The following is a 25640-nucleotide window of genomic DNA, read 5'->3' as shown; positions in this document are numbered from 1 at the left end:
CCGGTGCCCCTCAGTAAGTCTTGGAAATGCCCGCGGAGTTGCCCTGGTCGGAGCCCTCGTACGCGTCGGCGGACTGGTCGATGCCCGTGCGGATGTCGCCGAGCGCCGTGGTCAGGTTCTTGAACGCGTCCGCCGTGGCCTTCGCGTTCGGCACGTAGTCCTTGGCGAAGGTCTGGCCGGACTCGTCGCCGCCCCAGCACTGGCCTTCGCCGCTGAGCGCCGAGTCGAGCGTGCGGAACACGCCGTCGAGCGCGTCCGCCGCGGAGCTGAACTGGGTCCCGCCCTGGCGGAGCCCCTGGACGTCTACCTCGAAGCCGCCGCCGGTCACCAGCCACCCCTGTCCATGACGCTGCCGCCCTCTTCGTCGTCATCCGCCGGTCGCGCGGGACGCCGCGGCGCCTGCGACGCGGGCTGCGGTACCGGTGGGACCGGTGGGATCAGGTCCGCCAGCGACGGGACGCCGGGGAGCATCTCCGACAGGTCGATGCTGGAGCCCTGCTGGGCGTCGGCGAGGACCTCGTTGAGCTCGGTGCGGGACTTCGCGATGGCCGCGATGACCGTCTCGGTCGCCACGCGCGCGAGCTTGTCCGGCGTCGAGCGCTCGAAGGCGTTCGGCGAGAACTCCAGCGACGTCAGCGCGCCGGAGGAGTCCACCCGCGCCGTGACGCTGCCGTCCTGGGAGGTGGCGCTCGCGGTGATCGCCACCGCCTTCGCCTGCGCCTCGCGCATCTCGGCCGTCTTGCGGTGCAGCTCGGACATGAGCGAGTCCACCTGCTCGCGCATGGCGGCGTTGCGCGCCTCCAGCTCCGCCCTGCGTCCACTCGGATCGGTCACAGCCGTTCCCCTCGCTCACGTCGTCTTTGGGTCCTGACGCTAAAGGAGGGCGTCGGGTTCCCGCCGGTGTCCAGAAAAAGTCGGCACCACTTCGGGGGTGCTCCCGGCAGAGTAGGGCTGTGCTGCGCCCCTACCGCCAACTGGCCGGAGTCCCCCACCTCGTCTCCGTGCTGATCTGGTCGATGGTGGGGCGGGTGCACATGACGGGCACGCCGCTGGCGCTGTCCTTCCTGATGGCGGGGTGGACCGGGTCCTACGGGCTGGCCGGTGTGGTCGGTGGCGCGCTGACGCTCGGGCTGGGCGTGGCGGGCCCGGTGCGCGGCCGGGCGGCGGACCGGGCGCCCGCGAGCAGGCTGCTGGCGGTGGCGGGCGGCCTCTACGGGGTGGGCATCGCGCTGCTCGGGCTGCTGCCGACGGTCCTGCCCGCGGGCGGGTGGCCGGTGGCCGTGGTCGTCGCGTTCCTCACGGGCCTGTGCACGCCGCCGGTGACCCAGCTGACCAGGGCGAGCTACCCGCGGCTGGCGACGGGACCGGTGCAGCAGGCCGTGTACACGGTGGAGGCGTCGCTGCAGGAGTTCATGTACATCGTCGGGCCGATGATGGCCGCGTCGCTGGTGGCGTTCGCCAGCCCGCGCACCGCGATCTGGGTGTGCGGGGTGCTGGCCGTGGCGGGCACGTTCGGGTTCCTGCTCGCGCTGCGCCGGGCCGGGCTGGACGAACCGGTGCCGATGACGAGCCCGCACAGCGGCCGGTCGCTGCTCAAGGACGGCGGCCTGGTGCTCACGCTGGTCGCGGCGGTCTGCGTGGTGATGCCGCTGGTGACCGTGGACATGCTGATCATCGCCTGGGCCCGCGACCTCGGGCGGCCCGCGATGGCGGGTGTGCTGACGGCCGTGTGGGGTGTCGGGTCGGTGCTGGGCGGGCTGGTCGTCGGCGGGTTCCGCGGCCGGGCCAACTTCCCGCTGCGGATGGTCATGCTGACGGTCGGCATGGCCGCGCTGATCCCGGTGCTGCCGCCCGTGACGACCCCGTCGTCGCCGTGGCTGATCGGCGCGGTGCTGGTGCTCGGCGGCCTGGCCATCGCCCCCGCGATCGCCGCGAACAACGCGCGGATCGGCGACCTCGCCCCGGACGGCCGCAAGGCGGAGGCGTTCGGCTGGATGTCGATGGCCAGCACCGCGGGCGCGGCGGCGGCGCTGCCCACGGCGGGGTGGCTGCTCGACCACATCGGCCCCTCGGCGGCCGCCGTGTCGGCGACGGCGGTGGCGCTGGTGGGCACGGTCCTGGCGACCCGCGTGCGCGCGGCCGCGGCCGAGGTCGCCGAGCCCAAGACCAGCACGTGATGCGAGGATGGGGCCCGTGACGGCGACGATCCTCAATGGCAGGGCCACCCGAGACGCGATCTTCGAAGACCTGCGCGAGCGGGTCACCGCGCTGGTCGGGCAGGGGGTGACGCCGGGGCTGGCGACCGTGCTGGTCGGCGACGACCCCGGCTCCCACTCCTACGTGAAGGGGAAGCACACCGCGTGCGCGAAGGTCGGCATCACGTCGATCCGCCGCGACCTGCCCGCCGGGACCACGCAGGCCGAGCTCGAGGCCGTCATCGACGAGCTGAACGCGGACCCGGCGTGCACCGCCTACATCGTGCAGCTGCCGCTGCCCAAGCACCTCGACGCCAACGCCATCCTGGAGCGCGTCGACCCGGCCAAGGACGGCGACGGGCTGCACCCGACCAACCTCGGCAAGCTCGTGCTGGGCGAGACCGCTCCCCTGCCCGCCACCCCGCGCGGTGTCGTGGAGCTGCTGCGCCGCTTCGACGTGCCGATCGCGGGCGCGAACGTGACCGTGGTCGGCCGCGGCGTGACCGTGGGCCGCCCGATCGGCCTGCTGCTGACCCGCCGCACCGAGAACGCGACCGTCACCCTGTGCCACACCGGCACGAAGGACCTGGCCGCCGAGGTGCGCCGCGCGGACATCGTGATCGCGGGCGCGGGCAGCCCCGGCCTCATCACCGCCGACATGGTCAAGCCCGGCGCGGCCGTGGTCGACGTCGGCATCACCCGCACCGAGGCCGGCCTCGTCGGCGACGTGCACCCGGACGTGGCCGAGGTCGCCGGGTTCCTGGCCCCCATTCCGGGTGGCGCGGGCCCCATGACCATTGCGATGCTGCTGGCCAACACGGTCGAAGCCGCCGAGCGCTCGCTCAAGACGGCGTAGGGCGGGAGCGGTGGAACTGATGCCGGAGCAGCGCTGGCGGTCGACGGCGGGTCAGCACCTGCCGTTCGCGCTGGTGCTCGGGGTGACCCTGCTGGGCCTCGTGCGGATCGTGCAGTACCACTGGCGGCAGGGCGTGGTGCTGATCGGCATCGCGCTGCTGCTCGCGGCGCTGCTGCGGGTGCTGGTGACCGACGAGCAGGCGGGCCTGATCGCGATCCGCGGCCGCGGGGTCGACGCACTGCTCTACTCGGGACTCGGCGTGGCCGTGATCGTGGTGGCGATGACCATCACCGGCGGCCCCTTCAGCAGGTAGGGCGGACATGCGGAACCTGACCTACTACGTGGCGGTGTCGCTGGACGGCTTCATCGCGGCCGCCGACGGCACGTTCGACGTCTTCCCGGTGGAGGGCGACCACATCGAGATGATCTTCGAGGAGTACCCGGACACGCTGCCCGGTGCGGGCAGGCGGATGCTCGGCATCGACCCTCCCAACAGGAACTTCGACACCGTCCTGATGGGACGGGCGACCTACGAGGTGCCCGGCGGCGGGCCGAGCCCGTACCCGCACCTGCGGCAGTACGTGGTGTCGACGACCGCGACGGGGACGCCCGCGGAGGTCGAGGTGATCTCCGGTGACGTGCTGGGCAAGGTCCGCGAGCTGAAGGCCGAGGACGGGCTGGGCATCTGGCTGTGCGGCGGCGGGAAGCTCGCCGCCGCGCTGCTGCCGGAGATCGACCGGCTGGTGCTCAAGGTCAACCCGATCGTCCTGGGCCGCGGGATCCCGCTGTTCGACGGCGAGTTCCCGGCGCACCGGTTCACGCCGGAGGCGCCGCGGGTGTTCAAGAGCGGCGTGGTCGTGACGGCCTTCGACAGGGACTAGCGGAACAGCACCGCGAACCCGTCGAGCAGGCGCTGGAGGCCGAACTCGAACAGGGCGTCGAGGTCGAACGCGAACTCCTCGCTCGACACGCGGGCGAACACCGGGAACGAGCCGGAGTCGAGGACCGCGCTGAAGCCCGCCTCGTTGGCGTCCATCCACTGCTCGGCTGACAGGCCGGTGTCGAACTCGGCCTGCGCCTCGGTCTCGATGTCGACGGCCGTGCCGCGCACGTAGCCGAACAGCGTGATGTGCGCGTGGAGCATGGTGGTCGTGTCCTGGCCGTGGCCGTCGACCGCGCGCAGCGCCCACTCCACGTACGGCATCAGGTTCCGCGTGGGGTGGGGCCTGGTGATCGGGATCAGCCGGGGCAGCCAGGGGTGCTGCCGGTAGGCGGCCCACTGCATGCGGGCGCTCAGCTCCAGCTGCGCGCGCCACGTCGGCGGGGGCACGGCGGGCAGCCGGTGCTCGCCGAACACGGTGTCCGCCATCAGCATCGCCAGCTCGGCGCGGCCGCGGACGTGCCGGTAGAGGGACATCGTCGGCACGCCCAGCTCGACGGCGACCGCGCGCATCGACAGGGCGGCGAAGCCCTGGGCGTCGGCGATGTCGATGGCGGCGCGGACCACGAGGTCGCGGGTGAGGTGCACGGACGGGTCGCGGCGCGGGGCGGACCTGCGGGCGGGCGCGGGGGTGGCGACGACCGTGCCGACCCTGGGGACCGCCCGGACCAGGCCCTCCTGGCTGAGGACGGCCAGCGCCTTGGTGGCCGTGGCCAGTGCGACGTCCCACTCGGCGGCGACCCGGCGCACCGACGGCACCCTCGCGCCCGGCGTGAGCTCGCCGGACTCGATGCGACGCCTGAGCTCCGCCACGATCCGGAGGTACGGCGGGTCCTCGGGCATCGCTCCCCCTGTACTAGTGCAGAAGCCCGGATTTCCCCTGGCGGGAAAGCGTTCTGCCACCGTGTACATCGTACTTGGACGACAGGACGGGGCTGGCGATGAAGGTTCTGATCTCGGGCGCGGGCGTGGCGGGCCCGGCACTGGCGTACTGGCTGCACCGGCACGGCCACACACCGACGGTCGTGGAACGCGCCCCCGCGCCACGACCCGGCGGGCAGGCGGTCGACGTCCGCGGGGTGGCGCTGGAGGTGGTGGAGCGGATGGGTCTGCTGGCCGAGGTCCGCGCGGCGGCGACGGGCATGCGGGGGATGTCGTTCGTGGACGGTGACGGCGTGGAACTGGTGCGCACCACGGAGGAGACGCTCACCGGCGGGCTCACCGGCAGCCCCGACGTGGAGGTGCTGCGCGACGACCTGACCGCGATCTTCCTGCGGCGCAACGGGACCGCGGTCGAGACCGTGTTCGGCGACTCGGTCGTCGCGCTGGACCAGGACGAGCACCGGGTGGACGTCACCTTCGCGAGCGGGCCGCGGCGGGAGTTCGAGCTGGTGGTCGGCGCGGACGGGCTGCACTCGACCGTGCGGTCGCTGGTGTTCGGGCCGGAGGACCGCTACCTGCGCCACCTCGGCGTGTACCTGTCGGTGTTCAGCACGGCCAACCACCTCGGTCTCGACCACTGGCAGGTGTTCCACCGCAACGAGGGCCGGATGGCGGGTGTGTACAGCGCGCGCCGCAACACCGAGGCGCGCGCGGTGCTGGGCTTCGAGTCGCCGCCGCTGGACTACGACCACCGCGACCTCGACCAGCAGCGGAAGCTGGTCGCGGACGCGTTCGCCGGTGACGGCTGGGAGACGCCGCGGCTGGTCGAGGCCATGTGGGAGGCGCCGGACTTCTACTTCGACTCGATGAGCCAGGTCCGGATGGAGCGCTGGTCGCACGGGCGGGTGGCGCTGGTCGGCGACGCGGGCTACTGCGGGTCGCCGCTGTCCGGGCAGGGCACCAGCACGGCGCTGGTCGGCGCGTACGTGCTGGCCGGTGAGCTGAAGGCGGCCGGGGGCGATCACCGGACCGCGTTCGCGCGCTGCGAGAGCACCATCCGCGACTACGTCGAGCGCAACCAGGCGCTGGCGTCGGCCGATCCCGAGGGCAGGCCGAGCCACGACGACATCGCCGCCGCGGCGGGCGCGCTGGTGCTGCCGGTCTACTGACGGCCGTTCGCCGCGGGCGATCGTCCGCGCCGGGCAACGGACCCTGGCCGTCGTGGTCGCCCCGCTAGCTTGGGACGCATGCGCCCGCGCCTGCCCTACGACGACCCCGGCACACCGGACGCGCGCGGCCCGGCGCGCTTCCTGTGGTGGCTGGTGGTGTCCCAACGCGGCCGGGTGGCGGTCGGCGTCCTGGTCAGCACCACGTGGATGGTGCTGCTCACGTTGCCGCCGCTGGTCATCTCCCGCGCCATCGACGACGGGCTGCGGGCGGGCGACACCGGCGCGCTGGTCCGGTGGTCGTCGGCGCTGCTGGGGATCGCCGTGGTGAACGCGGTCCTGGGCATGCTGCGGCACCGGGTGATGTCGTTCATCCGCATCGACGCCGCCTACCGGACCATCCAGGTGGTGGTCCGCCAGGCGGTGCGGCTGGGGGCCGCGCTGCCGCGCCGGGTGTCGGCGGGCGAGGTGGTGAACATCGGCGGCACGGACATCGCGCACGTCATGCGCGTGATGACGGCCACCGGACCGGGTGTCGGCTCGGTGGTCGGGTTCTTCGCGGTCGCCGTGCTGCTGCTGGGGGTCTCGCCGACGCTGGCGGCCGTGGTGCTGGTCGGCGTGCCGCTGATGATGGGGCTGCTCGTCCCGCTGCTGAACCGGTTGCAGGCCACCGAGACCGGCTACCGCGTCGAGCAGGCGGCGGTCACCGCCCGCGCGGGCGACATCGTGTCCGGCCTGCGGGTGCTGTGCGGGATCGGCGGCAAGGAGGCGTTCGCGGGGCGGTACCGCGCGGCGTCGCGGGCGTTGCAGGCGCAGGGGTACCGGGTCGGGGCGGTGACGAGCTGGATCCAGGCGGTGGGCGTCGGGCTGCCGTCGGTGTTCCTCGCGGCGGTCACCTGGCTGGCCGCGCGGATGGCCGCGACCGGCTCGATCACGGTCGGCGGGATGATCGCCGTGTACGGGTACGTGGCGGTGCTGATCACGCCGGTGTACTTCCTCATCGAGGGCGCCACCGACATCGGCCGCGGCCTGGTCGCGGCCCGGCGGGTGGTGCGGCTGCTGGTGCTGGAGCCCGACGTCACCGAGGACGGTCCGCGCACGCCCGGCCCGACCGGCCCCGCCGACCTGCACGACCCGGACTCCGGGCTGGTCGTGCCCGCCGGGCGGATGCTCGTCGTCGCGGCCGCCAGGCCCGCCGACGCCGTCGAGGTGGTCGACCGGCTCGGCCGGTACGTGGACTCGGCGACCACGTGGGGATCGGTGCCGTTGACCGCCATGGGGATCGACGAGGTGCGCCGCCGGATCCTGGTGGCGGACAACGACGCCCACCTGTTCGCGGGCGCGCTGCGGGAGGCCGTGGCCAACCGGGAGGACCCCGACGACGAGGCCATCGCCGCCGCCGTGCACACCGCGGCCGCGGCGGACGCCGTGCCGGACGGGCTGGAGTCCGTGGTGCAGGAGCAGGGGCGGACATTGTCCGGCGGCCAGCGGCAACGGCTGCGGCTGGTGCGCGCGCTGCTCGCCGACCCCGACGTGCTGCTGCTGGTCGAGCCGACCTCGGCGGTCGACGCGCACACCGAGGCGCTCATCGCGGCCCGCGTGCGCGCGGCCCGGCGCGGGCGGACGACCGTGGTGACCAGCACGTCCCCGCTGCTGCTCGACCAGGCCGACGAGGTGGCCTACCTGGTCGACGGCCGGGTCGTGGCGACCGGCACCCATCCGGAGCTGCTGGCGGACCCCGGCTACCACGGGCTGGTGTTCCGGTGAGGCTGCCGGTCGCCGACGCGGCCGGGACCCGGCGCGCCGCCCTGCGGCTGGTCCGCGCGGACGGCCGGGCGGTCGTGGTCGCGGTGCTGCTCAACTGCCTGGCGGCCGCGGCCGGGCTCGGGGCGCCGTGGCTGCTCGGCCGGATCGTCAACGAGGTCCGCGACGGCGCCCCGGTGTCCACTGTGGACGCGCTCGCGCTGGGGATCGTCGGGTTCGGGCTGGCGCAGCTGCTGCTGATCCGGTCCGCCCGCTACGCCGGGCACCGGTTCGGCGAGCGGGCGCTGTCCTCGTTGCGCGAACAGGTCGTCGACCGCGCGCTGGCGCTGCCCACGGCCGTGGTCGAACGGGCGGGCACCGGCGACCTGATGACCCGCAGCTCGTCCGACGTGTCGACGGTCGGCACCACGCTGCGCGACGGCCTGCCCGAGGTGTTCATCTCGGTGCTGCAGGCGGGTTTCCTGTTCGGCGCGGTGTTCGTCCTGCACCCGCTGCTCGGGCTGTGCGGGCTGGTGGCCTCGCCGGTCCTGTGGCTGAGCACCCGCTGGTACCTGCGCCGGGCGCGCGACGCCTACCTGGCCGAGGCGCGGGCGAACTCCGAGCAGGCCGAGCACCTGGCCGCCACGGCGCAGGGCGCGCGGACCGTGGAGGCGCTCGGCCTGCAACGGCGGCGGATCACCGGCGGCGACGAGCGGATCACCATCGGCTTCGCGACCAAGACCCGCACGCTGGCGCTGCGCAACGCCTGGTTCCCCGTCCTCGACGTCTCCCACGCGCTGCCCGTCACCGCGATGCTGCTCGCAGGCGGGTGGCTGCACGCGCACGACGTGGTGAGCCTGGGGGCGGTGATCTCCGCGACGCTGTACATGTGGCAGCTGCACGAACCGTTCGACCGGCTGTTCCAGTGGGCCGACCAGCTGCAGACCGGCGGTGCGGCGCTGGCGCGGATCGAGGGGGTCGGGGCGGCCGTCGTGCCCGGTCCCACCCGGACCGACGTGCCCGTCGACGACCGGCTGGTCGTCTCCGGTGTGCACTACGCCTACCGCGAGGGCCACGACGTGCTGGTGGACGTCGACCTGGTCGTGCGCACCGGTGAGCGGCTGGCGATCGTGGGGCCGTCCGGTGCCGGGAAGTCCACGCTGGGCAGGCTGCTGGCCGGTGTCGACGCGCCCCGGCTGGGCCGGGTGGAGGTAGGCGGCGTGCCGGTGGCCGAGCTGGCGCCCGACGAGCTGCGCCGCCGGGTGGTGCTGGTGACCCAGGAGCACCACGTGTTCCTGGGCACGGTGCGGGACAACCTGTCGATGGCCGCGCCGCACGCCGACGACGACGCCATGCGCGCCGCCCTGTCCACTGTGGACGCTCGGTGGGCCGACGACCTGGACCGCGAGGTGGACGACCGGTCGCTGGACCCGGCGCAGGCGCAGCAGCTGGCGTTGGCGCGGGTGGTGCTCGCGGACCCGCACACCGTGGTGCTGGACGAGGCGACCGCCCTGCTGGACCCCACCACGGCCCGGCACGCGGAGCGGGCGATGGCGGCGGTGCTGGCGGGGCGCACGGTGATCGCGATCGCGCACCGGCTGCGGACGGCGCACGACGCCGACCGGGTGGCGGTGATCGACGGCGGCCGGATCATCGAGCTGGCGAGCCACGACGAGCTGGTCGCGGCGCACGGGGTCTACGCGGCGCTGTGGAGGTCCTGGCAGGGCGTCTAGGGGTTTCCGGCGCCGCGGCAAGCTCGTCGAGCGTCAGCCGGCGGGATGACCGCCCGCTCACCCCAGGGGCGGACGGGCGGCCGCGGTGATCAGGTCCAGAGCCGAGCGCGGCGGCGCGTCCAGCAGGGCGGGCAGGTCGCCGGGGCGGAGGTCGAGCCTGCCCGCGTTGACGTTGGAGCACAGCGACACGGTGTGGGCGACCTGGAAGGGCGGCTGGGGCAGCTGCCACAGGCTGCCCAGCGGGGCCGGGCGGTAGGTGATGGGACGGCCCAGCGCACCGGTCAGCGCGTCGGCGACGTCCTGCCCGCCGACCGCCGTGACACCTTCCAGCTCGTAGCAACGCCCGACGTGGTCCGCGCTGCTGAGCGCGACCTTCGCCGTCACGTCGGCGAGGTCTTCGCGGGCCACGACGGACAACCTGCCTTCGCCCCACGGCACTTCGAGCACACCGGACTCCGCGGCGGCCACGGCGAGCGAGGCGGGGATCTCGGCGTACAAACCGTTGCGCAGCACCGTGACCGCGAACGGCGCGGCCGCCAGCCGGGCCTCGGTCCACCGGTGCGCCAGCGCGATGCCGAGCCCGTCACCGGACCCGACCAGGCTGGTGTAGACGACGTGCCGGACACCCGCCCCGGTGGCCGCGTCGACCACCGCGCCGTGCCGGGCGAGCACGACGTCGTCGTCGGCGTACCCGGCCGAGACGAACACCAGGACGTCGACGCCGTCGAACGCGGTGGCGAGCGTCTCGGGCCGGTCGAAGTCGACCAGCCGCGCGGTGTCGCCGACGGGGGTGCGGGAGCCCGCCACGACGTCGTGACCGGCGAGCCGGTCGAGGACGAGACCGCCGAGCGCGCCGGAAGCACCGGTAACCAGGATCATCGGACACCCCTGCTGTGGTTCTGTTCTGGGACCAGGTCAGCGTGTCCGGCGCGGCCGTCGCTCGTAAGGAGGCACTTACATGTCGGTGGCGCACACCGGGGTAACCCCCCAGGTCCACGGGGGTCCGTGCGGTGACGACGACTGCGGGATCCGGGAGGTGCTCGACCGGATCGGCGACAGGTGGAGCGTGCTGGTGCTCGTCGAGCTGGCGAAGGGCGTGCGGCGGTTCCGCGAGCTGGAGCGCGCGATCCCCGGCATCTCGCAGCGGATGCTGACCGTCACGACCCGCAGGCTGTGCCGCGACGGGATGGTCGAGCGCACCGCGCACCCGACCGTCCCACCGCAGGTGGAGTACCGGCTGACCCCGATGGGCGAGAGCCTCGCCGGTGCCGTCCGCGCGCTCGCCGACTGGTCGCGGGACCACCGCGACGCGGTCGGCGAGGCACGGGCGAAGTGGGACGCCGAAGGCGGTGCTACTCCTTGACGACCGCGGTGCACGCGACCTTCCCGTTGGCGGCGGTGGACTTCGCGACCTCGACGCCCTTGTCGACGATCCGGCACGTCGTGCCCTCGGCGACACCGGTGGCCTCGACGGTGACCGTGCCCGACTTCTTGCGCCTGGTCTGGGTCCACGGCAGGGCGAAGTCCTTGTCGGCGACGGTGGGGGTGGCGTCGCCGGGCCAGGTGATGGAGATCTGCCCCGCCTTGCCGGCGCCGTTCACCTCTGCCTGGAGCTCGTAGTCGTTGCCGAACAACCCGAAGCCGCCGGTGACGGCGGCCGCGGTGCCGACCCCGCCCACCAGCACCAGTCCCGCGACCGCACCGACGATGACCTTGTTCATGTCCTCCGCCTTCCTTGTTGGTGGCGGAAACCTACGAGCGGCCGCGCTCGTCGGACGTCGGTCCGGGGGATGACCGGTGGATCACCCCGTGGGCGGACAACCGCCGTGGCTCAGCGGAAGTCGCGGGACCGGGACGGGATGCGCAGGTCCAGGTGCTGCAACCGGTCCGCGAGGACGCTGACCACCCCCTCGGCGACCTCGACCGTGCCGCGCACGAGCAGGGCGGGGCTGGACTGGGCGACGCGGCGGTAGCGCGCCCACAGCCCGGTGCTGCACACGACGTTGACCATGCCGGTCTCGTCCTCGATGTTGAGGAACGTGACACCGCCCGCCGTCGCGGGGCGCTGGCGGTGGGTGACCGCGCCGCCGACCAGGATCCGGCTGCCAGGATGGACTTCCGCCAGGCTGGCGGTCGGCAGCGCGCCGAGCGCGGTGAGGCGGTCGCGGATGAACTGGGTCGGGAAGCTGTCCGGGGACAGGCCGGTGGCCCACACGTCGGCCACCGCGAGCTCGATCTCGTCCATGCCGGGCAACGCGGGCGCGGTCGTGCCGACCACCGTGCCGGGCAGGCGGTCCGGGCGCATCGCGGCCACGGCTCCGGCCGCCCACAGGGCTTCGCGGCGGGCCACGCCGAAGCAGCCGAACGCGCCCGCGGTCGCCAGCGCCTCGACCTGCGGGGTGGTCAGCCGGAGGCGGGCGCCGACGTCCTGGAGGTCGCGGAACGGGCCGCCGCGCTCGCGTTCGGCCACCAGCGCCTCGGCGACGGGCCGGCCGATGGTGCGCACGGCGGCGAGCCCGACGCGGACGGCCTGCGCGCCGTCGGAGAGCTCGAGGGTGGCGTGCGGGAGGCTCGCGTTCACGTCCGGGCCGAACACCCGGACGCCGTGCCTGCGGGCGTCGGCGACCAGGGACTGCGGCGAGTAGAACCCCATCGGCTGGGCGCGCAGCAGGGCGGCGCAGAACGCGGCCGGGTAGTAGAGCTTGAACCAGGCGCTGACGAACACCAGGTGCGCGAAGCTCAGCGCGTGGCTCTCGGGGAAGCCGAAGTTGGCGAACGCCAACAGCTTCGCGTAGATCCGGCCCGCCAGGTCCTCGTCGATGCCGTGGTTCGCGCAGCCCGCGTAGAACCGGTCGCGCAGGCGTTCCATCCGGTGGGTGGAGCGCTTGGCGCCCATGGCCCGGCGCAGCTCGTCCGCCTCGGCCGGGGTGAAGTCGGCGACGTCCACGGCGATCTGCATCAGCTGCTCCTGGAACAGCGGCACGCCGTAGGTGCGCTCCAGCGCGTTCGCGAGCCTGGGGTGGTCGTGCTCCCACTTCTCGATCCCGTTGCGCCGCCTGATGTACGGGTGCACCGAGCCGCCCTGGATCGGGCCGGGGCGGATCAGCGCGACCTCGACGACCAGGTCGTAGAACTCGCGCGGCTTGAGCCGCGGCAGCGTGGCCATCTGGGCGCGGCTCTCCACCTGGAACACGCCGACGGAGTCCGCCCGTTGCAGCATCTCGTAGACGTTCGCGTCGGTCAGGTCGATCGTGCCCATGTCGACGTCGACGCCGTGGTGCTCGCGCACCAGGTCGATCACGTAGTGCAGCGCGGACAGCATGCCCAGGCCGAGCAGGTCGAACTTGACCAGGTTGATCGACGCGCAGTCGTCCTTGTCCCACTGGAGCACGGTGCGGTTGGCCATCCGGCCGCGTTCGACCGGGCACACCTCGCTGACCGGGCGGTCGCAGATCACCATGCCGCCGGAGTGGATCCCCAGGTGGCGCGGGAAGTTCTCCAGCTGCGCGGCCAGCTCCAGCACGGGCAACGGGATCCCGCTGTCGGCCACGGTGTCGCGCAGCGGCCCCCAGCGGTCGATCTCCTTGCTCCACGCGTCCTGCTGGCCCGGCGAGTAGCCGAGCGCCCGCGCCATGTCGCGCACCGCGGACTTGGCCCGGTAGCTGATCACGTTCGCCACCTGGGCGGCGTGCCGCCTGCCGTACTTGGTGTAGACGTACTGGATGGCCTCCTCGCGGCGGTCGGACTCGATGTCCAGGTCGATGTCCGGCGGCCCGTCGCGGGCGGGGGCGAGGAAGCGCTCGAACAGGAGCTCGAAGCGCACCGCGTCGACGTTGGTGATGCCGAGCGCGAAGCAGACCGCGGAGTTAGCCGCCGAACCCCGGCCCTGGCAGAGGATCCCGTTGTCGCGGCAGAACCGCACGATGTCGTGCACCACCAGGAAGTAGCCGGGGAAGCCCAGCTCCTCGATGACCCGCAGCTCGTGCTCGATCTGCTGGAACGCCTTGGGGTTCTCGCCGACCGAGAAGTACCGCTCGGCCGCGCCCGCGCGGGTCAGCTCGCGCAGGTAGGTGATCTCGGTGTGGCCGGGGGGAACGTCGAACGGCGGCAGCTTGGGCGCGACCAGCCGCAGGTCGAAGGCGCACTGCAGGCCCAGCAGCGCGGCCCGGTGCACGGCGCCGGGGTAGCGGGCGAACCGGCGCGCCATCTCGTCGCCGGACCGCATGCACGCGGCCGCGGCGGGCGGCAGCCAGCCCGCCATCTCGTCGAGGCCGCGCCGGGCACGCACGGCGGCCATCGCCGCGGCGAGCCGCCCGCGCGACTGGGACGCGTAGTGCACGGCGTTGGTGGCGACCGTGGGCAGGCCGAGGTCGGCCGCCATCCCCGCGAGGAGGTCGTTCCTGGTGCTGTCACCGGGAAAACCGTGGTCGGTCAGCTCCACGAACACGCGTTCCCCGCTGTACAGGTCGACGAGCTCGCGCAGCCGCGCGAACGCGGCCGCGGGCCCTTCCCGTTCCAGCGCCCGGCGCACCGCGCCCTTGCGGCAGCCGGTGAGCACCACGCAGTGCTCGCGGGTGTCCTCCACGACCTGGTCGAGGCGGTAGACCGGCCGCCCCTTCTCGGCGCCCTCGGCGAGCTGGCCGTTGGTGATCGTCCGGCACAGCCCGTAGTAGCCGTCCTCGCGGAGGGCGAGCAGCAGCAGGTGCTCGCCCTCCGGGTCCGGGATCCCGTTCTGCGGCGCGGAGAGCCCGACGCTCAGCTCCGTGCCGAACACCGTGCGCACGCCGAGCTCCTTGGCCGCCTCGGCGAACCGCACCACCCCGTACATGCCGTCGTGGTCGGTCAGCGCGACGGCGTCCAGCCCGAGCTGGTGCGCCGCCTCCACCAGCTCCTCCGGGTGGCTCGCGCCGTCCAGGAAGCTGAAGTTGGAGTGGGTGTGCAGCTCCGCGTACGGCGTGCGGGTCTGGGTGGAGCCCAGCTCGTCGACGCGCAGCCCGAGCTCGGGCGGCGCGGCGTACCGGTCGCGGTGGTGCGTCCACGCCGGGCTGTCACCGCCGTCCCCCTTGTGCGGCTTGCCCGACAGCGCGCGTTCGAGGTCCGACCAGCGGACCGGCGGGTTGTTCCACCCCATCAGAACAGCTCGTCGGGAGCCCGCCTCGGCAACGGGATCAGCACCGGTGGCGGCGTCCACCCGAACCACGCCAGGTAGGCGGGCGCCTCCTGCTGGCCCGGCTGGTCGATCTCGCCCATCTCGCGCAGCCAGTCCACGATCCCCTGGTAGTCATCGGACATCAGTCGTACACCCCTTCCACCGCCCACCGGCCGCCCACGCGAACCAGCAGGAACGCTTGCTCCGCACCATCTCCGGCCACGGTCAGCACCTGCAGCCGTGCCGCCCGGTTGGCCGCTCCCGCGTCCCACCAGCGCTCGTCGACGGGCCACGGTCCAGCCCACCCCCGAACCTCCGCCGGCCTGCCGTCGACCAGCACCCGCCGCGGCGGGGCGGTCAGCTCGTACCGACCGGTCACGCCGACGTCCGCCCCGTCCTCGTCGAGCACGACGACCCGCGCCGGTTCGACGAGCACGGTCGCCGGTGACGGCGCGGGCAGCCGCCCCGGCCACGGCTGCCCCGGATCCGCCGCGGGCGCCCGTTCGTCGCCCCAGGGCACGAACCTGACCCGGTCGGCGGGCCCCCGCCCGCCACCGAGCACCGGCGTCACGACCGCCTCCGGCCCCAGCAGCCCCTGGACGTGCACCAGCGCCCGCGCGGCCCGGTCGGCCCCGTCCCCCAGGTCCTGCTCCAGCAGTCCCAGCTGCAACGCGGCGGCGTCGACGACCTCCTCCGGGTCCAGCCGCAGCACGCCGATGCCGGACGTGAGGCGCGTGGTCGTCAGCCACCCGTCGAGCTGCCACCGCACCCGGTCCGAGATCCCCTGCGGCGTGAGCGGATCCGCGCACCGCCACACCCGCGACAACTCCTCGCCGTTCTCGGTCGTCGCCCTGATCCCCAGCCGCGTGCAGGCGAGACCCCGTGCCACCAGCCCGGCGTGCAGCCGCTCGGCCAGCCCCTTGGCCACGAACGCGGCCGCGTCGACCCGGTCCACCGGCGGGTCCAGCTCCTGCGTCACGGACAGCTCGACCGGCACCCGCCGCCGCCCGTGCGCCCGCTCCTCGACACCGCGCGCCAGCCGGTGCGCCAGCACCGCCTGACCGCCGAACCGCGAGGCAACGTCCCGTTCCGGCACGGCCGCGAACGCCCCGAGCGTGCGCAACCCCAACCGCCGCAACAGGTCCACCAGCTCCGCGCGCCCGGCGAGCCGTTCGGCGGGCTGGTCGAGCTCCGCGATCCCCAGCGGTGCCAGGAAGTCCACCACCCGTCCCGCGGGCACGATCACCCCGCGGTGCGCGGCCAGCGTCGCCGCGAACAGCCCGTCGGCGACCCCCACCTGCGCCTCGACCCCGGCCACCGCGGCCACGTGGTCGACCAGCCGCTCGGCCGCGGCCTCGGCCCCGCCGAAGAAGCCGACCGGCCCCTGCGCGGGCAGGGCGACCAGTCCCGGTCGCACGACCTCGATCCCCGGCGCCAGCTCCTCCACGGCGGCGGCGACGGGCTCGAACACCCGCGCGTCCCGTTCCGGGTCGTCCTCGAACAGCACCAGCTCCGGACAACGTCCTTGCGCCGCCCGCTTCCGCTGCCCCCGGCGCACCCCTTCGGCGCGCGCGGTGGCCGAGCAGTGCACGACCTCGTTGCCCACCACGATCGCCGCGGGCACGGCGACCGGCAGCCCGGCGGCGGCCACCGCCGCCACCACGGGCCAGTCCTGGCACCACACCGTCAACGTCCGCACGCCACCCACCCCGTCGGGCCACCGCGCGATTCCCCTTGTGCACACGAACACCACACGCGGACAACCAGGTGACGGCTCGGAATCTGCCCAGATGGAACGGCAACATTGCGCCGGCACCACGACGTATCCACGGGCGACCCACCGCGCCGGCTCATCCCGCCACCACCGAGACCGGCCGCCCGGAAGGCCGACCCGCGGCTGGACCCACGCCCCCGCCCGCGGCGGGCAGCAGCACCGCGCCCCGGCGCGGCCGGGAAGCCGCCCCGCGACCACCCGCGTGCACCACGACCTCGCGTTCGGCCAGCAGCCCGTGCCCGGAACCGAGCCCGGACCACCGCCCCTCCCCGGTCCGCAGCTCCACGTCCGCCCCCGGCCACTCGCCGAAGGGCAGCAGCACCGCCTTGCGGGACCGGGCGCGCGCCGACAGCCGCCGGGCGACGTGCGGTGACACCGGGACCCCGACGGACACCAGGTCGATGCCGTCCAGCAGCGCGGCGACCGTCCGCTCGACCACGGCCGGGTCGCTCCCCGGCCGCGGCACCAGCGCCAGCCGGTGGACGGCCACCCCGAGCTCGGCCGCCGCGAGGACCCCGAGGTGCGGCACGCCGACGACGGCGGCCCAGCACCCCTCGGCGGTCGCGGTGGCGAGCAGCGCCAGCAGCAACGACGTCGACCCGCGGACCGACACCGTGCTGCCGCGCCTCAAACCACCCCACGGGAGCAGGTCCGCCAGTTCCCCGCGAACCGGCAGGACCCGTCCCGTGAGACCGCCGGCCGGGGTGGTCAGCCCGCCGGTCGCGTCTACCCCGAGCGCGACCGACATCGCCGTTGCCGACCTGGACACCCAGCCTCCTCCCACCGTCCGTGCGCACCCCTGAACACGGACCGCCGTGGGAAGTCGGCGGCTTGGTCATCGAACAGATGTTCGAATGACGAGATGATCCTAACGCGACCGACCGGCCCGATGTCAATGGCCGACGACCCACCGGGTGACGCGGAACACCGGGAGGTCCGCCGCGGAAGTCCTCGTGGGCGCACGGAAAAGGGCGGGCCACCGGTCTTCCGGTGGCCCGCCCTCAGTGGAGATGACTAGTGGGCGAAGTGCCGCGTACCCGTGAGGTACACCGTCACGCCCGCCGCCTCGGCGGCCGCGATGACCTCGGCGTCGCGCACCGAGCCACCGGGCTGCACGACCGCGCGCACACCGGCGTCGAGCAGCACCTGGAGGCCGTCCGGGAACGGGAAGAACGCGTCGGAGGCCGCCATCGCGCCCTTGACCCGATCGCCCGCGCGGGTCACCGCGAGCTGCGCGGCGTCGACCCGGTTGACCTGCCCCATGCCGACGCCGACCGTGGCGCCGTCCTTGGCGAGCAGGATCGCGTTCGACTTGACCGCGCGGCAGGAGCGCCACGCGAACGCCAGGTCGGCCAGGCCCTGGTCGTCCAGCGGCGTGCCGCAGGCGAGCGTCCACTTGGCCGGGTCGTCGCCCTCGGCGTCGACCGCGTCCTTGCCCTGCAGCAGCAGGCCACCGGTCACCGGCCGCAGCTCCACGCCCTGCCGCACCGGCGGCTCGGCGACGAGGATGCGCACGTTCTTCTTGCGCGCCAGCACGTCCACCGCGCCGTCGGCGTAGGACGGGGCGATCACGACCTCGGTGAAGATCTCCGCGACCTGCTCCGCCATGTCCACGGTGACCTCGCGGTTCGCCGCGATGATCCCGCCGAACGCGCTCGTCGGGTCGCACGCGTGCGCCTTGCGGTGCGCCTCGGCGATGGCCGCGGCACCCTCCAGCGAGGACACCGCGATGCCGCACGGGTTGGCGTGCTTGATGATCGCGACGCAGGGCAGCTCGTGGTCCCAGGCGGCGCGCCACGCGGCGTCGCCGTCGAGGTAGTTGTTGTAGGACATCTCCTTGCCGTGCAGCTGCTTCGCCGTCGCGAGGCCCGTGCGGCCGTCGCCCTGCGTGTACAGCGCGGCCTTCTGGTGCGGGTTCTCGCCGTAGCGCAGCACGTTCGAGCGGTCCCAGGTCGCGCCGACCCAGCCGGGGAACCCGGTGCCCTCGTCGTCCGAGGTGAGCGCGGCGCCCATCCAGGAGGCGACGGCGACGTCGTAGGAAGCGGTGTGGCGGAAGGCGTTCAGCGCCAGCAGCTGCCGGTCGGCCAGGGTGAAACCACCCGCGGCGACCTGCTCCAGCACCCACTCGTAGCGGCTCGGGTCGACGACGACGGCCACGCTGGCGTGGTTCTTCGCCGACGCGCGGACCATCGCGGGCCCGCCGATGTCGATCTGCTCGACGCACTCGTCCACCGAGGCACCGGACGCGACGGTCCGGGTGAACGGGTAGAGGTTCACCACGAGCAGGTCGAACGCCTTGATGCCCAGCTCGTCGAGCTGCGCCACGTGCTCGGGCCGCCGCGTGTCGGCGAGCAGGCCCGCGTGCACGCCGGGGTGCAGCGTCTTGACGCGGCCGTCCAGGCTCTCCGGGAACCCGGTCACCTGCTCGACCGGGACGACCGGGACGCCCGCGTCGGCCAGCGCCTTGGCGGTGCCGCCGGTCGAGACGATCTCGACTCCGGCCGCGTGCAGGCCGGCGGCCAGTTCCAGCAGCCCCGACTTGTCGGACACCCCGATCAGGGCCCGGCGAACCGGTCGCCTCTCGGCAGGAGTGGTCACGGAATGCTCACCTTTCGTCCGTTCACGGTGCAGCCCTCGCGGGCCAGGCGGGCGACCACGTCGACGAGCAGTCGCCGCTCCACCACCTTGATGCGCTCGTGCAGGCTGTCGGCGTCGTCGCCGGGTTCGACCACGACCGCCTCCTGGGCCAGGATCGGCCCGGTGTCCACGCCCGCGTCGACCAGGTGCACGGTCGCGCCGGTGACGTGGACGCCGTAGTCCACCGCGTCGCGCACGGGGTGCGCGCCGGGGAAGGCGGGGAGCAGTGCGGGGTGCGTGTTCAGCATCCGGCCGCCGAAGCGGGCCAGGAAACCGTCCCCGATGATCTTCATGAACCCGGCCGAGACCACCAGGTCCGGCTCGTGCTCGGCGACCGCCTTGGTCAGCGCGACGTCCCACGCCGCGCGGTCGGCGTGGTCGCGCAGCTTCACCACGAACCCCGGCACGCCCGCGCGTTCGGCACGGGCGAGGCCCTCGATGCCGTCGCGGTCGGCGCCGACGGCGACCACCTCGACGGGGTAGTCCGGGCCCTCGGCGGCGTCCAGCAGCGCCTGCAGCAGGGTGCCGGAGCCCGAGACGAGCACGACCACCCTCGCGGGGACGGACAGCGTGGGGGTGCTGGGTTCTGCGGCGTTCAGCGTGGTCTCCTGGCGGGCCGGTGCGGGAACGTCAGCCGGGCGTGGTCCGAACCATCACCGCAGCTCAAGCACCAGCCTAGGCGCTGCCTAGTCGGCCTTGCCCTTCAGGTCCGGTTCCGGGGACCCGTCGTGCGCCGGGACCTCGTCGGCCTCGGCCTCCAGCTGGGCCTCGGCCTCCGCGTCGAGGTCGTCATCAGCGACGTCGGTGCCGGTGTCGTCGGTGTCGTCGTCAGTGCTGTCGTCGGCCTCGGGCTCGTCGTCGGTTCCGGACTCGTCGGCCGGCTCGCCGGTGTCGTCGGGGAGGTCGTCGTACTCGTCCTCCTCGAACTCCTCCGCCAGCTCGTCCTCGAGCGCCAGCTCCTCGTCGACGTCCTCGTAGTCCTCGTCGTACTCGTCGTCGACCTCGTCCTCGTACTCCACGTCGTCGTCGTACTCGGCGTCCGCGTCGTCCGCGCCGTCCTCGGCCGGGATCTGCTCGATGGCGGGGGCCTCGGCGGCGGGCACGCGCTTCGGGCGGGCACCGGCGAACCAGGCGACGAACGACCCCGGCAGCACCAGCCAGCCCAGCACGAGCACGGCGAGCAGGCCCGCGGGCACCGTGACCGGGTTGAACACGCCCGCGCCCAGGGCACCGCCCGCCGTCGCGGCGAGCACCAGCGCGACGACCGCGACCGTCACCCCGGCGACGAGCACCGCGCGCAGCCTCGTCGCCGGGCGGTCGGACGCCTTGCGGCAGTACCAGCCCACCAGGCCGCCCAGCAGCAGCGGCACCAGGAGCAGCGCGGGCAGGAAGGGCATCTGCTTCTCGGGCAGCGCGGCCAGCAGCGGCACCGCCGGGACCGGTCCGCCGGAGAACCGCGTCGGCGTCATCGACACGTCGCCGATCGAGAAGCCCGCGCCGACGACGTAGGACATGGCGCCGACCACCGCGTTCGGCAGGTAGCCGAGGCACAGCAGCCACATGCCGAGGCCGACACCGAACGTCGGGCTCGCCCCGGCGAACAGGCTGCTCGTCGTCGACCAGGAGAACGCCAGGCCCAGCGCCACCAGCAGCGCGCCCAGACCGGTCAGCACGAACAGCGCCAGCAGCCCGGCCCGCATCCCGCGGCGCGCCACCGGGTCGATCCGGTCGATCAGCACCTCGACCAGCCCGCACCGCTGCGCGACCCCGATCGTGGCCGCCACCCCGGACACCGCCGCGCAGCCGAAGAACGCCACGGCGGGCGTCGCCCGCACCGGCCCGTCCCCCATCAGCAACGCGATCGTCCCGCCCGTGATGGCGTGCGCGCCCGCGATGCAGAGCACCACGCCCCGCGCCTGGAGCGGCTCGTACAGCCCCAGCCGGTCCGCCGCACCGGCCGCGGCGCGGCCCGCCAGCAGCATCAGCAGCGCCGTCGGCAGCAGCGGCAGCACACCGAGCTGGGCCGATCCCTCGAACCGCAGCGGCACGTGGTGGGCCACCAGCCAGCCGGGCGCGGCCGCCGCGAGGACACCGGTCGTGGAGAACGCGGCGTGCGTGGCCGTCGCGGCGATCAGGGCGAGCAGGGCGGCGACGGCGGCGTACCCGATCACCACGGAACCCGCGGCGGTCATCACCAGGACCCGCGCTCGTTCCGAACGGGAGAACTCGGGGGGCCGCACGTCGGTTCCGCCGTGCGTGGAGGGTTGCAGCACCGGCACCTTCCCACTGTGTCAGTCGACGTCGGCCACCATGGTGAGGCACGCCGGACACGGCGGGAGGGGCGGCACCGGATACCGGTACCGCCCCTCCGTCGAACGCTTGCTCAGCTCTGCTGCGGCGGACCGCCGAAGCCGCCGGGCGGCGTGTTCGGGGCCTGCTGCCCGCCGAACTGGCCGGGCTGCGACAGGTACGTCGTCGGACCGGGGCCCTGCGCGCCGGGCTGCTGCGGCTGCACCGGCGTGCCGAAGCCACCGGTCGGCGGCTGCTGCGGCTGCTGGGCCTGCTGCGGCTGCTGGCCGTACTGCTGGGCCTGCTGCGGGTGCTGGCCCTGGGGCGGGAAACCACCGGTCGGCGGGTTCCAGCCACCCGGCTGGCCGTACGGGTTCGCGGGCTTCGGCTCCAGCTTCAGGATGCCGACCTCGACCAGCAGGCTCGCCACGATCGCCGCGGACTGCAGCAGCGACACGATGAACAGCACGATCTGCATGCCCTGGATCGACGCGGAGGTCTTGATCATCCCCTGCAGGATGGCCAACGTCGGCACCACGCTCAACGGCGCCGCCGCCCACAGCAGCCGAGGCGCCTTGGGCAGCACGGAAAGACCGGCGAGCACACCGGCGGCGTAGATGAACTCGATGACACCCGAGAACGCCACGTCGTCCGCGAACGCGAGCAGGAACGAGATCAACGCCAGGCCGGCCGCGACCAGCGGGAGCAAGAAGCCCAGGTTCAGGCCCATCGCCGGCTGCGCCGGACCGGGAGCACCCGGTTGTTGCTGAGGGGCGCCGTACGGGACGGACATGGTGAGGTTCCTCCTCCACCGAGGGACTACGAGCGGCAGCAAAACGCTAGCCGATCCGCCCACTCGGACGATGACCGGATCGAGTTGGTTCCCCCACTCGGGGATGCCAGTACATCACGGAACGCAACCAACCACGCGTTGTCGGGACGACGGGGTCGATGGGGCGTGGTTGTCCACAGGCAGGTGGGTCGTCCACGGACGAACACCGGACAGCCAGATCAACGGCTTCTAAGGCCTGCCGCTCACGTGCGTTCGAGGCGGCGTGTTCCACGGTGTGGTCGAGGACCGCCAAGCGCCGAGCCCTGGTCGGGTCGATCCGTGGCGGCGGTGGGGCATGCAGCTCCGCTGTACGGGCAGCACGGGTCTGGAGGGCGGGCGGGACACGGTCACGACGTGGGCGGGTTCAGGGGGTCGCGCGCCGGCGGGTCGTCGGCGGTGCCACGCGAGCTGCAGGGCGAACACCCCGCCGACACCCACCCCCAGCCCGACGCGCAGGCCGAGGCCGGTGATGCCCGCCCACCACAGCACGATCGCCGCACCGGCGGTCAGCAGGACGACCCCGGCGACCCGCCGAGGCGGTGCGGGGCGGCGCGGTGGCGGGGGTGGAGGTTTTGCGGCCATGAACCGGACATCGCATTCCACGTCGGAAACGCATCACCCCGGCACGCGAAAGGCCGGACCCCCGTGGTGGCGGGTCCGGCCTCAGGCGTGGTGGAACGGGATCAGCCGATCGACTGCATGATCTCCCGCATCAGGGCGGCGGTCTCGGACGGCGTCTTGCCGACCTTGACACCGGCGGCCTCGAGGGCCTCCTTCTTCGCCTGCGCGGTGCCCGCGGAGCCGGAGACGATGGCGCCGGCGTGGCCCATGGTCTTGCCCTCGGGAGCGGTGAAGCCCGCCACGTAGCCCACGACGGGCTTGGTGACGTTGTCCTTGATGAAGGCCGCGGCGCGCTCTTCGGCGTCGCCGCCGATCTCGCCGATCATCACGATGGCGACGGTGTCCGGGTCGGCCTCGAAGGCCTCCAGGGCGTCGATGTGCGTGGTGCCGATGATCGGGTCGCCGCCGATGCCGATGGCGGTGGAGAAGCCGAAGTCGCGCAGCTCGTACATCATCTGGTAGGTCAGGGTGCCCGACTTGGACACCAGGCCGACCTTGCCGGCGCCGGAGATGTTCGCGGGGATGATGCCCGCGTTCGACAGGCCGGGGCTGATGAGGCCGGGGCAGTTCGGGCCGATGATCCGGGTCTTGTTGCCGGTCGCGACGGCGTGCGCCCAGAACTTCGCGGTGTCGTGCACCGGGATGCCCTCGGTGATCACGACGGCGAGGCCGATGCCCGAGTCGATCGCCTCGATGACGGCGTCCTTGGCGAACTTCGGGGGAACGAAGATCACCGTGACGTTGGCGCCGGTCGCCTCGATGGCCTCGGCCACGGTCGCGAAGACCGGGAGCACGGTGCCGTCGAAGTCGACCTTCTCGCCCGCCTTGCGCGGGTTCACGCCACCGACGATGTTCGTGCCGGACGCGAGCATGCGCTTGGTGTGCTTCGTGCCCTCGGCACCGGTCATGCCCTGGACGATGACCTTGCTGTCCTTGTTGATGAAGATGGCCATCGGTCAGACCCCCGCTGCTGCGAGCTCGGCGGCCTTGTCGGCCGCGTTGTCCATAGTGTCGACGACGGTGATGAGCGGGTGGTTGGCCTCGGCGAGGATCCGCCTGCCTTCCTCCACGTTGTTGCCGTCGAGGCGGACGACGAGCGGCTTGGTCGCCGCGTCGCCGATGATCTCCAGCGCCTGCACGATGCCGTTCGCGACCGCGTCGCAGGCGGTGATGCCGCCGAAGACGTTCACGAAGACGCTGCGCACGTCCGGGTCGTTCAGGATGATGTCGAGGCCGTTCGACATCACCTCGGCGGACGCGCCGCCGCCGATGTCGAGGAAGTTCGCGGGCTTGACGCCCTTGTGCTTCTCACCGGCGTAGGCGACGACGTCCAGAGTGGACATCACGAGACCGGCGCCGTTGCCGATGATGCCGACCTGGCCGTCGAGCTTCACGTAGTTGAGGCCCTTGGCCTTGGCCTTCGCCTCGAGCGGGTCCTCGGTCTTCTCGTCGACCAGCGCGGCGTGCTCCGGGTGCCGGAACGCGGCGTTCTCGTCGATGGTGACCTTGCCGTCGAGGGCGACGATCTTGCCTTCGGGGTCGCGCACGAGCGGGTTGACCTCGACCAGCGTGGCGTCCTCGGAGACGAACGTCTCCCAGAGCTTCACGATGACGTCGGCGACCTGGTCGGCGACCTCGGCCGGGAACTTCGCGGCCGCGACGATCTCCTGGGCCTTCGCCAGGTCGACGCCCTTGATGGCGTCGATGGCGATCTTGGCCAGCGCGTCGGGGTTGGTGGCCGCGACCTCTTCGATCTCCATGCCGCCCTCGACCGACGCCATGGCCAGGAAGGTGCGGTTGGAGCGGTCGAGCAGGAAGGAGAAGTAGTACTCCTCCGCGATGTCCGAGGCGGTCGTCACCAGCACGCGGTGGACGATGTGCCCCTTGATGTCCAGACCGAGGATGGCCTCGGCCTTGGTCTGCGCCTCGTCCGGGGTCTCGGCGAGCTTCACGCCACCGGCCTTGCCGCGGCCGCCCGTCTTGACCTGGGCCTTCACCACGACGGTCGTGCCGTACTTCTCGGCGAGCGCCTTGGCCTCGGCAGGGGTGCTGGCCACATCGCCCGGCAGTACCGGAACGTTGTGGGCGGCGAAGAGATCCTTCGCCTGGTACTCGTACAGGTCCACTCGGGTCTCCTGCGACGTCGGTGTCGGACACCGCGTCCTTGGGGGGTTGGTCCTCAAAGGTCCGGCGCTCCAGGTGGAACCCAGGGCACGGTCTTCAGGCGCTCACACGCACCAGGTACCACCTGGAACGCCGGCGGAGCAGTAAGAGGACCGGCTGGACGCGGCTGCGCAAGACATTATCGACCTGCCCGGACCGTCCGCACGCCGTACCCGGTGAGGTCCGTCATAACGGCGGTGAGGTCGATCACGACAACGTCGTCAGACCGGCTGCGCGACGTGCTCGCGGACCCAGTCGACGATCTCCGTCGTGGTCGCGCCGGGGGTGAAGATCTTCGCCACCCCCATCCGGGTGAGCGCGGGCATGTCCTCCTCGGGCACGATCCCGCCGCCGAACACCACGACGTCCTCGGCGCCCTTCTCCTTGAGCAGCTCGATGACCCGCGCGAACAGCGTCATGTGCGCGCCGGAGAGAACGGAGAGGCCGACCGCGTCGGCGTCCTCCTGGAGAGCGGTCTCCACCACCTGTTCGGGTGTCTGGTGGAGTCCGGTGTAGACGACCTCCATGCCCGCGTCGCGCAGCGCGCGCGCCACGACCTTGGCTCCCCGGTCGTGGCCGTCGAGCCCTGGTTTGGCCACGACCACGCGGATCCGACCGCTCATCGGTGTCTCCTGTTCCCGTTCTCGGCGCAGGGATCGC

The 25640-nt window shown here is 73.2% G+C and carries 25 protein-coding genes; 8 read left to right on the top strand and 17 right to left on the bottom strand.

The genetic code is table 11. From position 1 onward, the window contains the following. Positions 1 to 10: 10 nt before the first annotated feature. Together CLV43_RS12300 and CLV43_RS12295 are read right to left on the bottom strand one after the other, a co-directional pair. Positions 11 to 328 carry a WXG100 family type VII secretion target gene (locus CLV43_RS12300; RefSeq protein ID WP_106187226.1) on the bottom strand — a complete coding sequence of 106 codons (318 nt, stop codon included), beginning with the start codon at positions 326 to 328 and terminating at the stop codon, positions 11 to 13. After that, on the bottom strand, positions 325 to 834 hold the full coding sequence (locus CLV43_RS12295) for a YbaB/EbfC family nucleoid-associated protein (RefSeq protein ID WP_106187225.1): 510 nt from the start codon (positions 832 to 834) through the stop codon (positions 325 to 327). Before CLV43_RS12295 ends, CLV43_RS12300 begins: the two co-directional genes overlap by 4 nt. A gap of 119 nt (positions 835 to 953) precedes the next feature. Between CLV43_RS12295 and CLV43_RS12290 the strand changes: the two genes are divergently transcribed. Genes CLV43_RS12290 through CLV43_RS12275 form a run of 4 tightly spaced genes read left to right on the top strand, consistent with a single transcriptional unit; the run spans position 954 to position 3932 of the window. Beyond that, entirely contained in the window at positions 954 to 2177 is a 1224-nt protein-coding gene (locus CLV43_RS12290; protein ID WP_245886338.1) for an MFS transporter, read from the top strand. Positions 2178 to 2193: 16 nt separating this feature from the next. Then, entirely contained in the window at positions 2194 to 3051 is an 858-nt protein-coding gene (locus tag CLV43_RS12285) for a bifunctional methylenetetrahydrofolate dehydrogenase/methenyltetrahydrofolate cyclohydrolase (protein ID WP_211304334.1), read from the top strand. A 19-nt stretch (positions 3052 to 3070) separates the two neighbouring features. Continuing rightward, entirely contained in the window at positions 3071 to 3364 is a 294-nt protein-coding gene (locus tag CLV43_RS12280; protein ID WP_106187223.1) for a DUF3017 domain-containing protein, read from the top strand. A 7-nt stretch (positions 3365 to 3371) separates the two neighbouring features. Then, on the top strand, positions 3372 to 3932 hold the full coding sequence (locus CLV43_RS12275) for a dihydrofolate reductase family protein (protein WP_106187222.1): 561 nt from the start codon (positions 3372 to 3374) through the stop codon (positions 3930 to 3932). Here the strand turns inward: CLV43_RS12275 and CLV43_RS12270 are convergent. Continuing rightward, complete coding sequence (locus tag CLV43_RS12270; RefSeq protein WP_106187221.1) at positions 3929 to 4834, bottom strand: TetR/AcrR family transcriptional regulator; 906 nt, start codon at positions 4832 to 4834, stop codon at positions 3929 to 3931. The two genes, CLV43_RS12275 and CLV43_RS12270, sit on opposite strands and share 4 nt — an antisense overlap. Positions 4835 to 4932: 98 nt before the next feature. Between CLV43_RS12270 and CLV43_RS12265 the strand changes: the two genes are divergently transcribed. From CLV43_RS12265 to CLV43_RS12255, 3 genes are all read left to right on the top strand, one after another. Continuing rightward, complete coding sequence (locus CLV43_RS12265) at positions 4933 to 6042, top strand: FAD-dependent monooxygenase (protein ID WP_106187220.1); 1110 nt, start codon at positions 4933 to 4935, stop codon at positions 6040 to 6042. Between the two features lie 78 nt (positions 6043 to 6120). Beyond that, positions 6121 to 7806 carry an ABC transporter transmembrane domain-containing protein gene (locus CLV43_RS12260; protein WP_106187219.1) on the top strand — a complete coding sequence of 562 codons (1686 nt, stop codon included), beginning with the start codon at positions 6121 to 6123 and terminating at the stop codon, positions 7804 to 7806. Next, entirely contained in the window at positions 7803 to 9515 is a 1713-nt protein-coding gene (locus CLV43_RS12255; protein ID WP_106187218.1) for an ABC transporter ATP-binding protein, read from the top strand. Before CLV43_RS12260 ends, CLV43_RS12255 begins: the two co-directional genes overlap by 4 nt. Before the next feature lie 57 nt (positions 9516 to 9572). Here CLV43_RS12255 and CLV43_RS12250 read toward each other — a convergent pair whose 3' ends face one another. Further along, on the bottom strand, positions 9573 to 10394 hold the full coding sequence (locus CLV43_RS12250; RefSeq protein WP_106187217.1) for an NmrA family NAD(P)-binding protein: 822 nt from the start codon (positions 10392 to 10394) through the stop codon (positions 9573 to 9575). Positions 10395 to 10473: 79 nt separating this feature from the next. Between CLV43_RS12250 and CLV43_RS12245 the strand changes: the two genes are divergently transcribed. Next, positions 10474 to 10878 (top strand): winged helix-turn-helix transcriptional regulator, encoded by a 405-nt coding sequence (locus CLV43_RS12245; protein WP_106187216.1) that lies wholly within the window; start codon positions 10474 to 10476, stop codon positions 10876 to 10878. Here CLV43_RS12245 and CLV43_RS12240 read toward each other — a convergent pair. The 13 genes from CLV43_RS12240 to icmB all read right to left on the bottom strand — a co-directional run bounded on the left by CLV43_RS12240 (position 10868) and on the right by icmB (position 25603). Beyond that, positions 10868 to 11236: a hypothetical protein gene (locus CLV43_RS12240; RefSeq protein ID WP_106187215.1), complete on the bottom strand. Its 369-nt coding sequence runs from the start codon at positions 11234 to 11236 to the stop codon at positions 10868 to 10870. The two genes, CLV43_RS12245 and CLV43_RS12240, sit on opposite strands and share 11 nt — an antisense overlap. 110 nt (positions 11237 to 11346) lie before the next feature. Beyond that, on the bottom strand, positions 11347 to 14646 hold the full coding sequence (locus tag CLV43_RS12235) for an error-prone DNA polymerase (RefSeq protein WP_106187214.1): 3300 nt from the start codon (positions 14644 to 14646) through the stop codon (positions 11347 to 11349). Next, entirely contained in the window at positions 14646 to 14807 is a 162-nt protein-coding gene (locus CLV43_RS47755) for a hypothetical protein (RefSeq protein WP_170155813.1), read from the bottom strand. The genes CLV43_RS12235 and CLV43_RS47755 overlap by 1 nt, the downstream gene beginning before the upstream one ends. Further along, positions 14807 to 16372 carry a DNA polymerase Y family protein gene (locus CLV43_RS12230; RefSeq protein WP_106187213.1) on the bottom strand — a complete coding sequence of 522 codons (1566 nt, stop codon included), beginning with the start codon at positions 16370 to 16372 and terminating at the stop codon, positions 14807 to 14809. The genes CLV43_RS47755 and CLV43_RS12230 overlap by 1 nt, the downstream gene beginning before the upstream one ends. A 142-nt stretch (positions 16373 to 16514) precedes the next feature. Further along, positions 16515 to 17186 (bottom strand): hypothetical protein, encoded by a 672-nt coding sequence (locus tag CLV43_RS12225; RefSeq protein ID WP_106187212.1) that lies wholly within the window; start codon positions 17184 to 17186, stop codon positions 16515 to 16517. A gap of 266 nt (positions 17187 to 17452) precedes the next feature. Continuing rightward, positions 17453 to 19036, bottom strand: coding sequence for a bifunctional phosphoribosylaminoimidazolecarboxamide formyltransferase/IMP cyclohydrolase (gene purH / locus CLV43_RS12220; RefSeq protein WP_106187211.1), 1584 nt, complete (start codon positions 19034 to 19036; stop codon positions 17453 to 17455). After that, entirely contained in the window at positions 19033 to 19644 is a 612-nt protein-coding gene (gene purN, locus CLV43_RS12215) for a phosphoribosylglycinamide formyltransferase (RefSeq protein WP_425445749.1), read from the bottom strand. The genes purH and purN overlap by 4 nt, the downstream gene beginning before the upstream one ends. 117 nt (positions 19645 to 19761) lie before the next feature. Beyond that, positions 19762 to 21354: a cell division protein PerM gene (locus CLV43_RS12210; RefSeq protein WP_106187209.1), complete on the bottom strand. Its 1593-nt coding sequence runs from the start codon at positions 21352 to 21354 to the stop codon at positions 19762 to 19764. Between the two features lie 104 nt (positions 21355 to 21458). Further along, the gene (locus CLV43_RS12205; protein ID WP_106187208.1) at positions 21459 to 22157 is read right to left on the bottom strand and encodes a DUF5336 domain-containing protein; all 699 of its coding nucleotides are present in this window, start codon (positions 22155 to 22157) and stop codon (positions 21459 to 21461) included. A gap of 228 nt (positions 22158 to 22385) precedes the next feature. Continuing rightward, a complete protein-coding gene (locus tag CLV43_RS47075; protein WP_146174741.1) occupies positions 22386 to 22778 on the bottom strand; it encodes a hypothetical protein in 393 nt (130 codons plus the stop codon). A 101-nt stretch (positions 22779 to 22879) separates the two neighbouring features. Continuing rightward, positions 22880 to 23770 carry a succinate--CoA ligase subunit alpha gene (gene sucD / locus CLV43_RS12200; protein WP_106187207.1) on the bottom strand — a complete coding sequence of 297 codons (891 nt, stop codon included), beginning with the start codon at positions 23768 to 23770 and terminating at the stop codon, positions 22880 to 22882. Positions 23771 to 23773: 3 nt separating this feature from the next. Continuing rightward, positions 23774 to 24943 (bottom strand): ADP-forming succinate--CoA ligase subunit beta, encoded by a 1170-nt coding sequence (gene sucC / locus CLV43_RS12195; RefSeq protein WP_106187206.1) that lies wholly within the window; start codon positions 24941 to 24943, stop codon positions 23774 to 23776. A 258-nt stretch (positions 24944 to 25201) separates the two neighbouring features. Next, positions 25202 to 25603 carry a coenzyme B12-dependent isobutyryl CoA mutase small subunit gene (icmB, locus tag CLV43_RS12190; RefSeq protein WP_106187205.1) on the bottom strand — a complete coding sequence of 134 codons (402 nt, stop codon included), beginning with the start codon at positions 25601 to 25603 and terminating at the stop codon, positions 25202 to 25204. Between the last annotated feature and the right edge of the window lie 37 nt (positions 25604 to 25640).

The sequence above is a fragment of the Umezawaea tangerina genome, from assembly GCF_003002815.1.
Taxonomy (GTDB): Bacteria; Actinomycetota; Actinomycetes; order Mycobacteriales; family Pseudonocardiaceae; genus Umezawaea; species Umezawaea tangerina.
The sequence above is the reverse complement of the archived record's forward strand: the minus strand, read 5'-3'. Positions and strand labels throughout refer to the sequence as shown.

Bases quoted from the DNA above. Each gene is read 5' to 3' on its own strand.
- CLV43_RS12280 (WP_106187223.1), top strand. From the start codon at position 3,071: ATGCCGGAGCAGCGCTGGCGGTCGACGGCGGGTCAGCACCTGCCGTTC.
- CLV43_RS12275 (WP_106187222.1), top strand. From the start codon at position 3,372: ATGCGGAACCTGACCTACTACGTGGCGGTGTCGCTGGACGGCTTCATC.
- CLV43_RS12270 (WP_106187221.1), bottom strand. From the start codon at position 4,834: ATGCCCGAGGACCCGCCGTACCTCCGGATCGTGGCGGAGCTCAGGCGT.
- CLV43_RS12265 (WP_106187220.1), top strand. From the start codon at position 4,933: ATGAAGGTTCTGATCTCGGGCGCGGGCGTGGCGGGCCCGGCACTGGCG.
- CLV43_RS12260 (WP_106187219.1), top strand. From the start codon at position 6,121: ATGCGCCCGCGCCTGCCCTACGACGACCCCGGCACACCGGACGCGCGC.
- CLV43_RS12250 (WP_106187217.1), bottom strand. From the start codon at position 10,394: ATGATCCTGGTTACCGGTGCTTCCGGCGCGCTCGGCGGTCTCGTCCTC.
- CLV43_RS12245 (WP_106187216.1), top strand. From the start codon at position 10,474: ATGTCGGTGGCGCACACCGGGGTAACCCCCCAGGTCCACGGGGGTCCG.
- CLV43_RS12240 (WP_106187215.1), bottom strand. From the start codon at position 11,236: ATGAACAAGGTCATCGTCGGTGCGGTCGCGGGACTGGTGCTGGTGGGC.
- CLV43_RS12235 (WP_106187214.1), bottom strand. From the start codon at position 14,646: ATGGGGTGGAACAACCCGCCGGTCCGCTGGTCGGACCTCGAACGCGCG.
- CLV43_RS47755 (WP_170155813.1), bottom strand. From the start codon at position 14,807: ATGTCCGATGACTACCAGGGGATCGTGGACTGGCTGCGCGAGATGGGC.
- CLV43_RS12225 (WP_106187212.1), bottom strand. From the start codon at position 17,186: ATGTCGGTCGCGCTCGGGGTAGACGCGACCGGCGGGCTGACCACCCCG.
- CLV43_RS12205 (WP_106187208.1), bottom strand. From the start codon at position 22,157: ATGTCCGTCCCGTACGGCGCCCCTCAGCAACAACCGGGTGCTCCCGGT.
- CLV43_RS47075 (WP_146174741.1), bottom strand. From the start codon at position 22,778: ATGGCCGCAAAACCTCCACCCCCGCCACCGCGCCGCCCCGCACCGCCT.
- sucD (WP_106187207.1), bottom strand. From the start codon at position 23,770: ATGGCCATCTTCATCAACAAGGACAGCAAGGTCATCGTCCAGGGCATG.
- icmB (WP_106187205.1), bottom strand. From the start codon at position 25,603: ATGAGCGGTCGGATCCGCGTGGTCGTGGCCAAACCAGGGCTCGACGGC.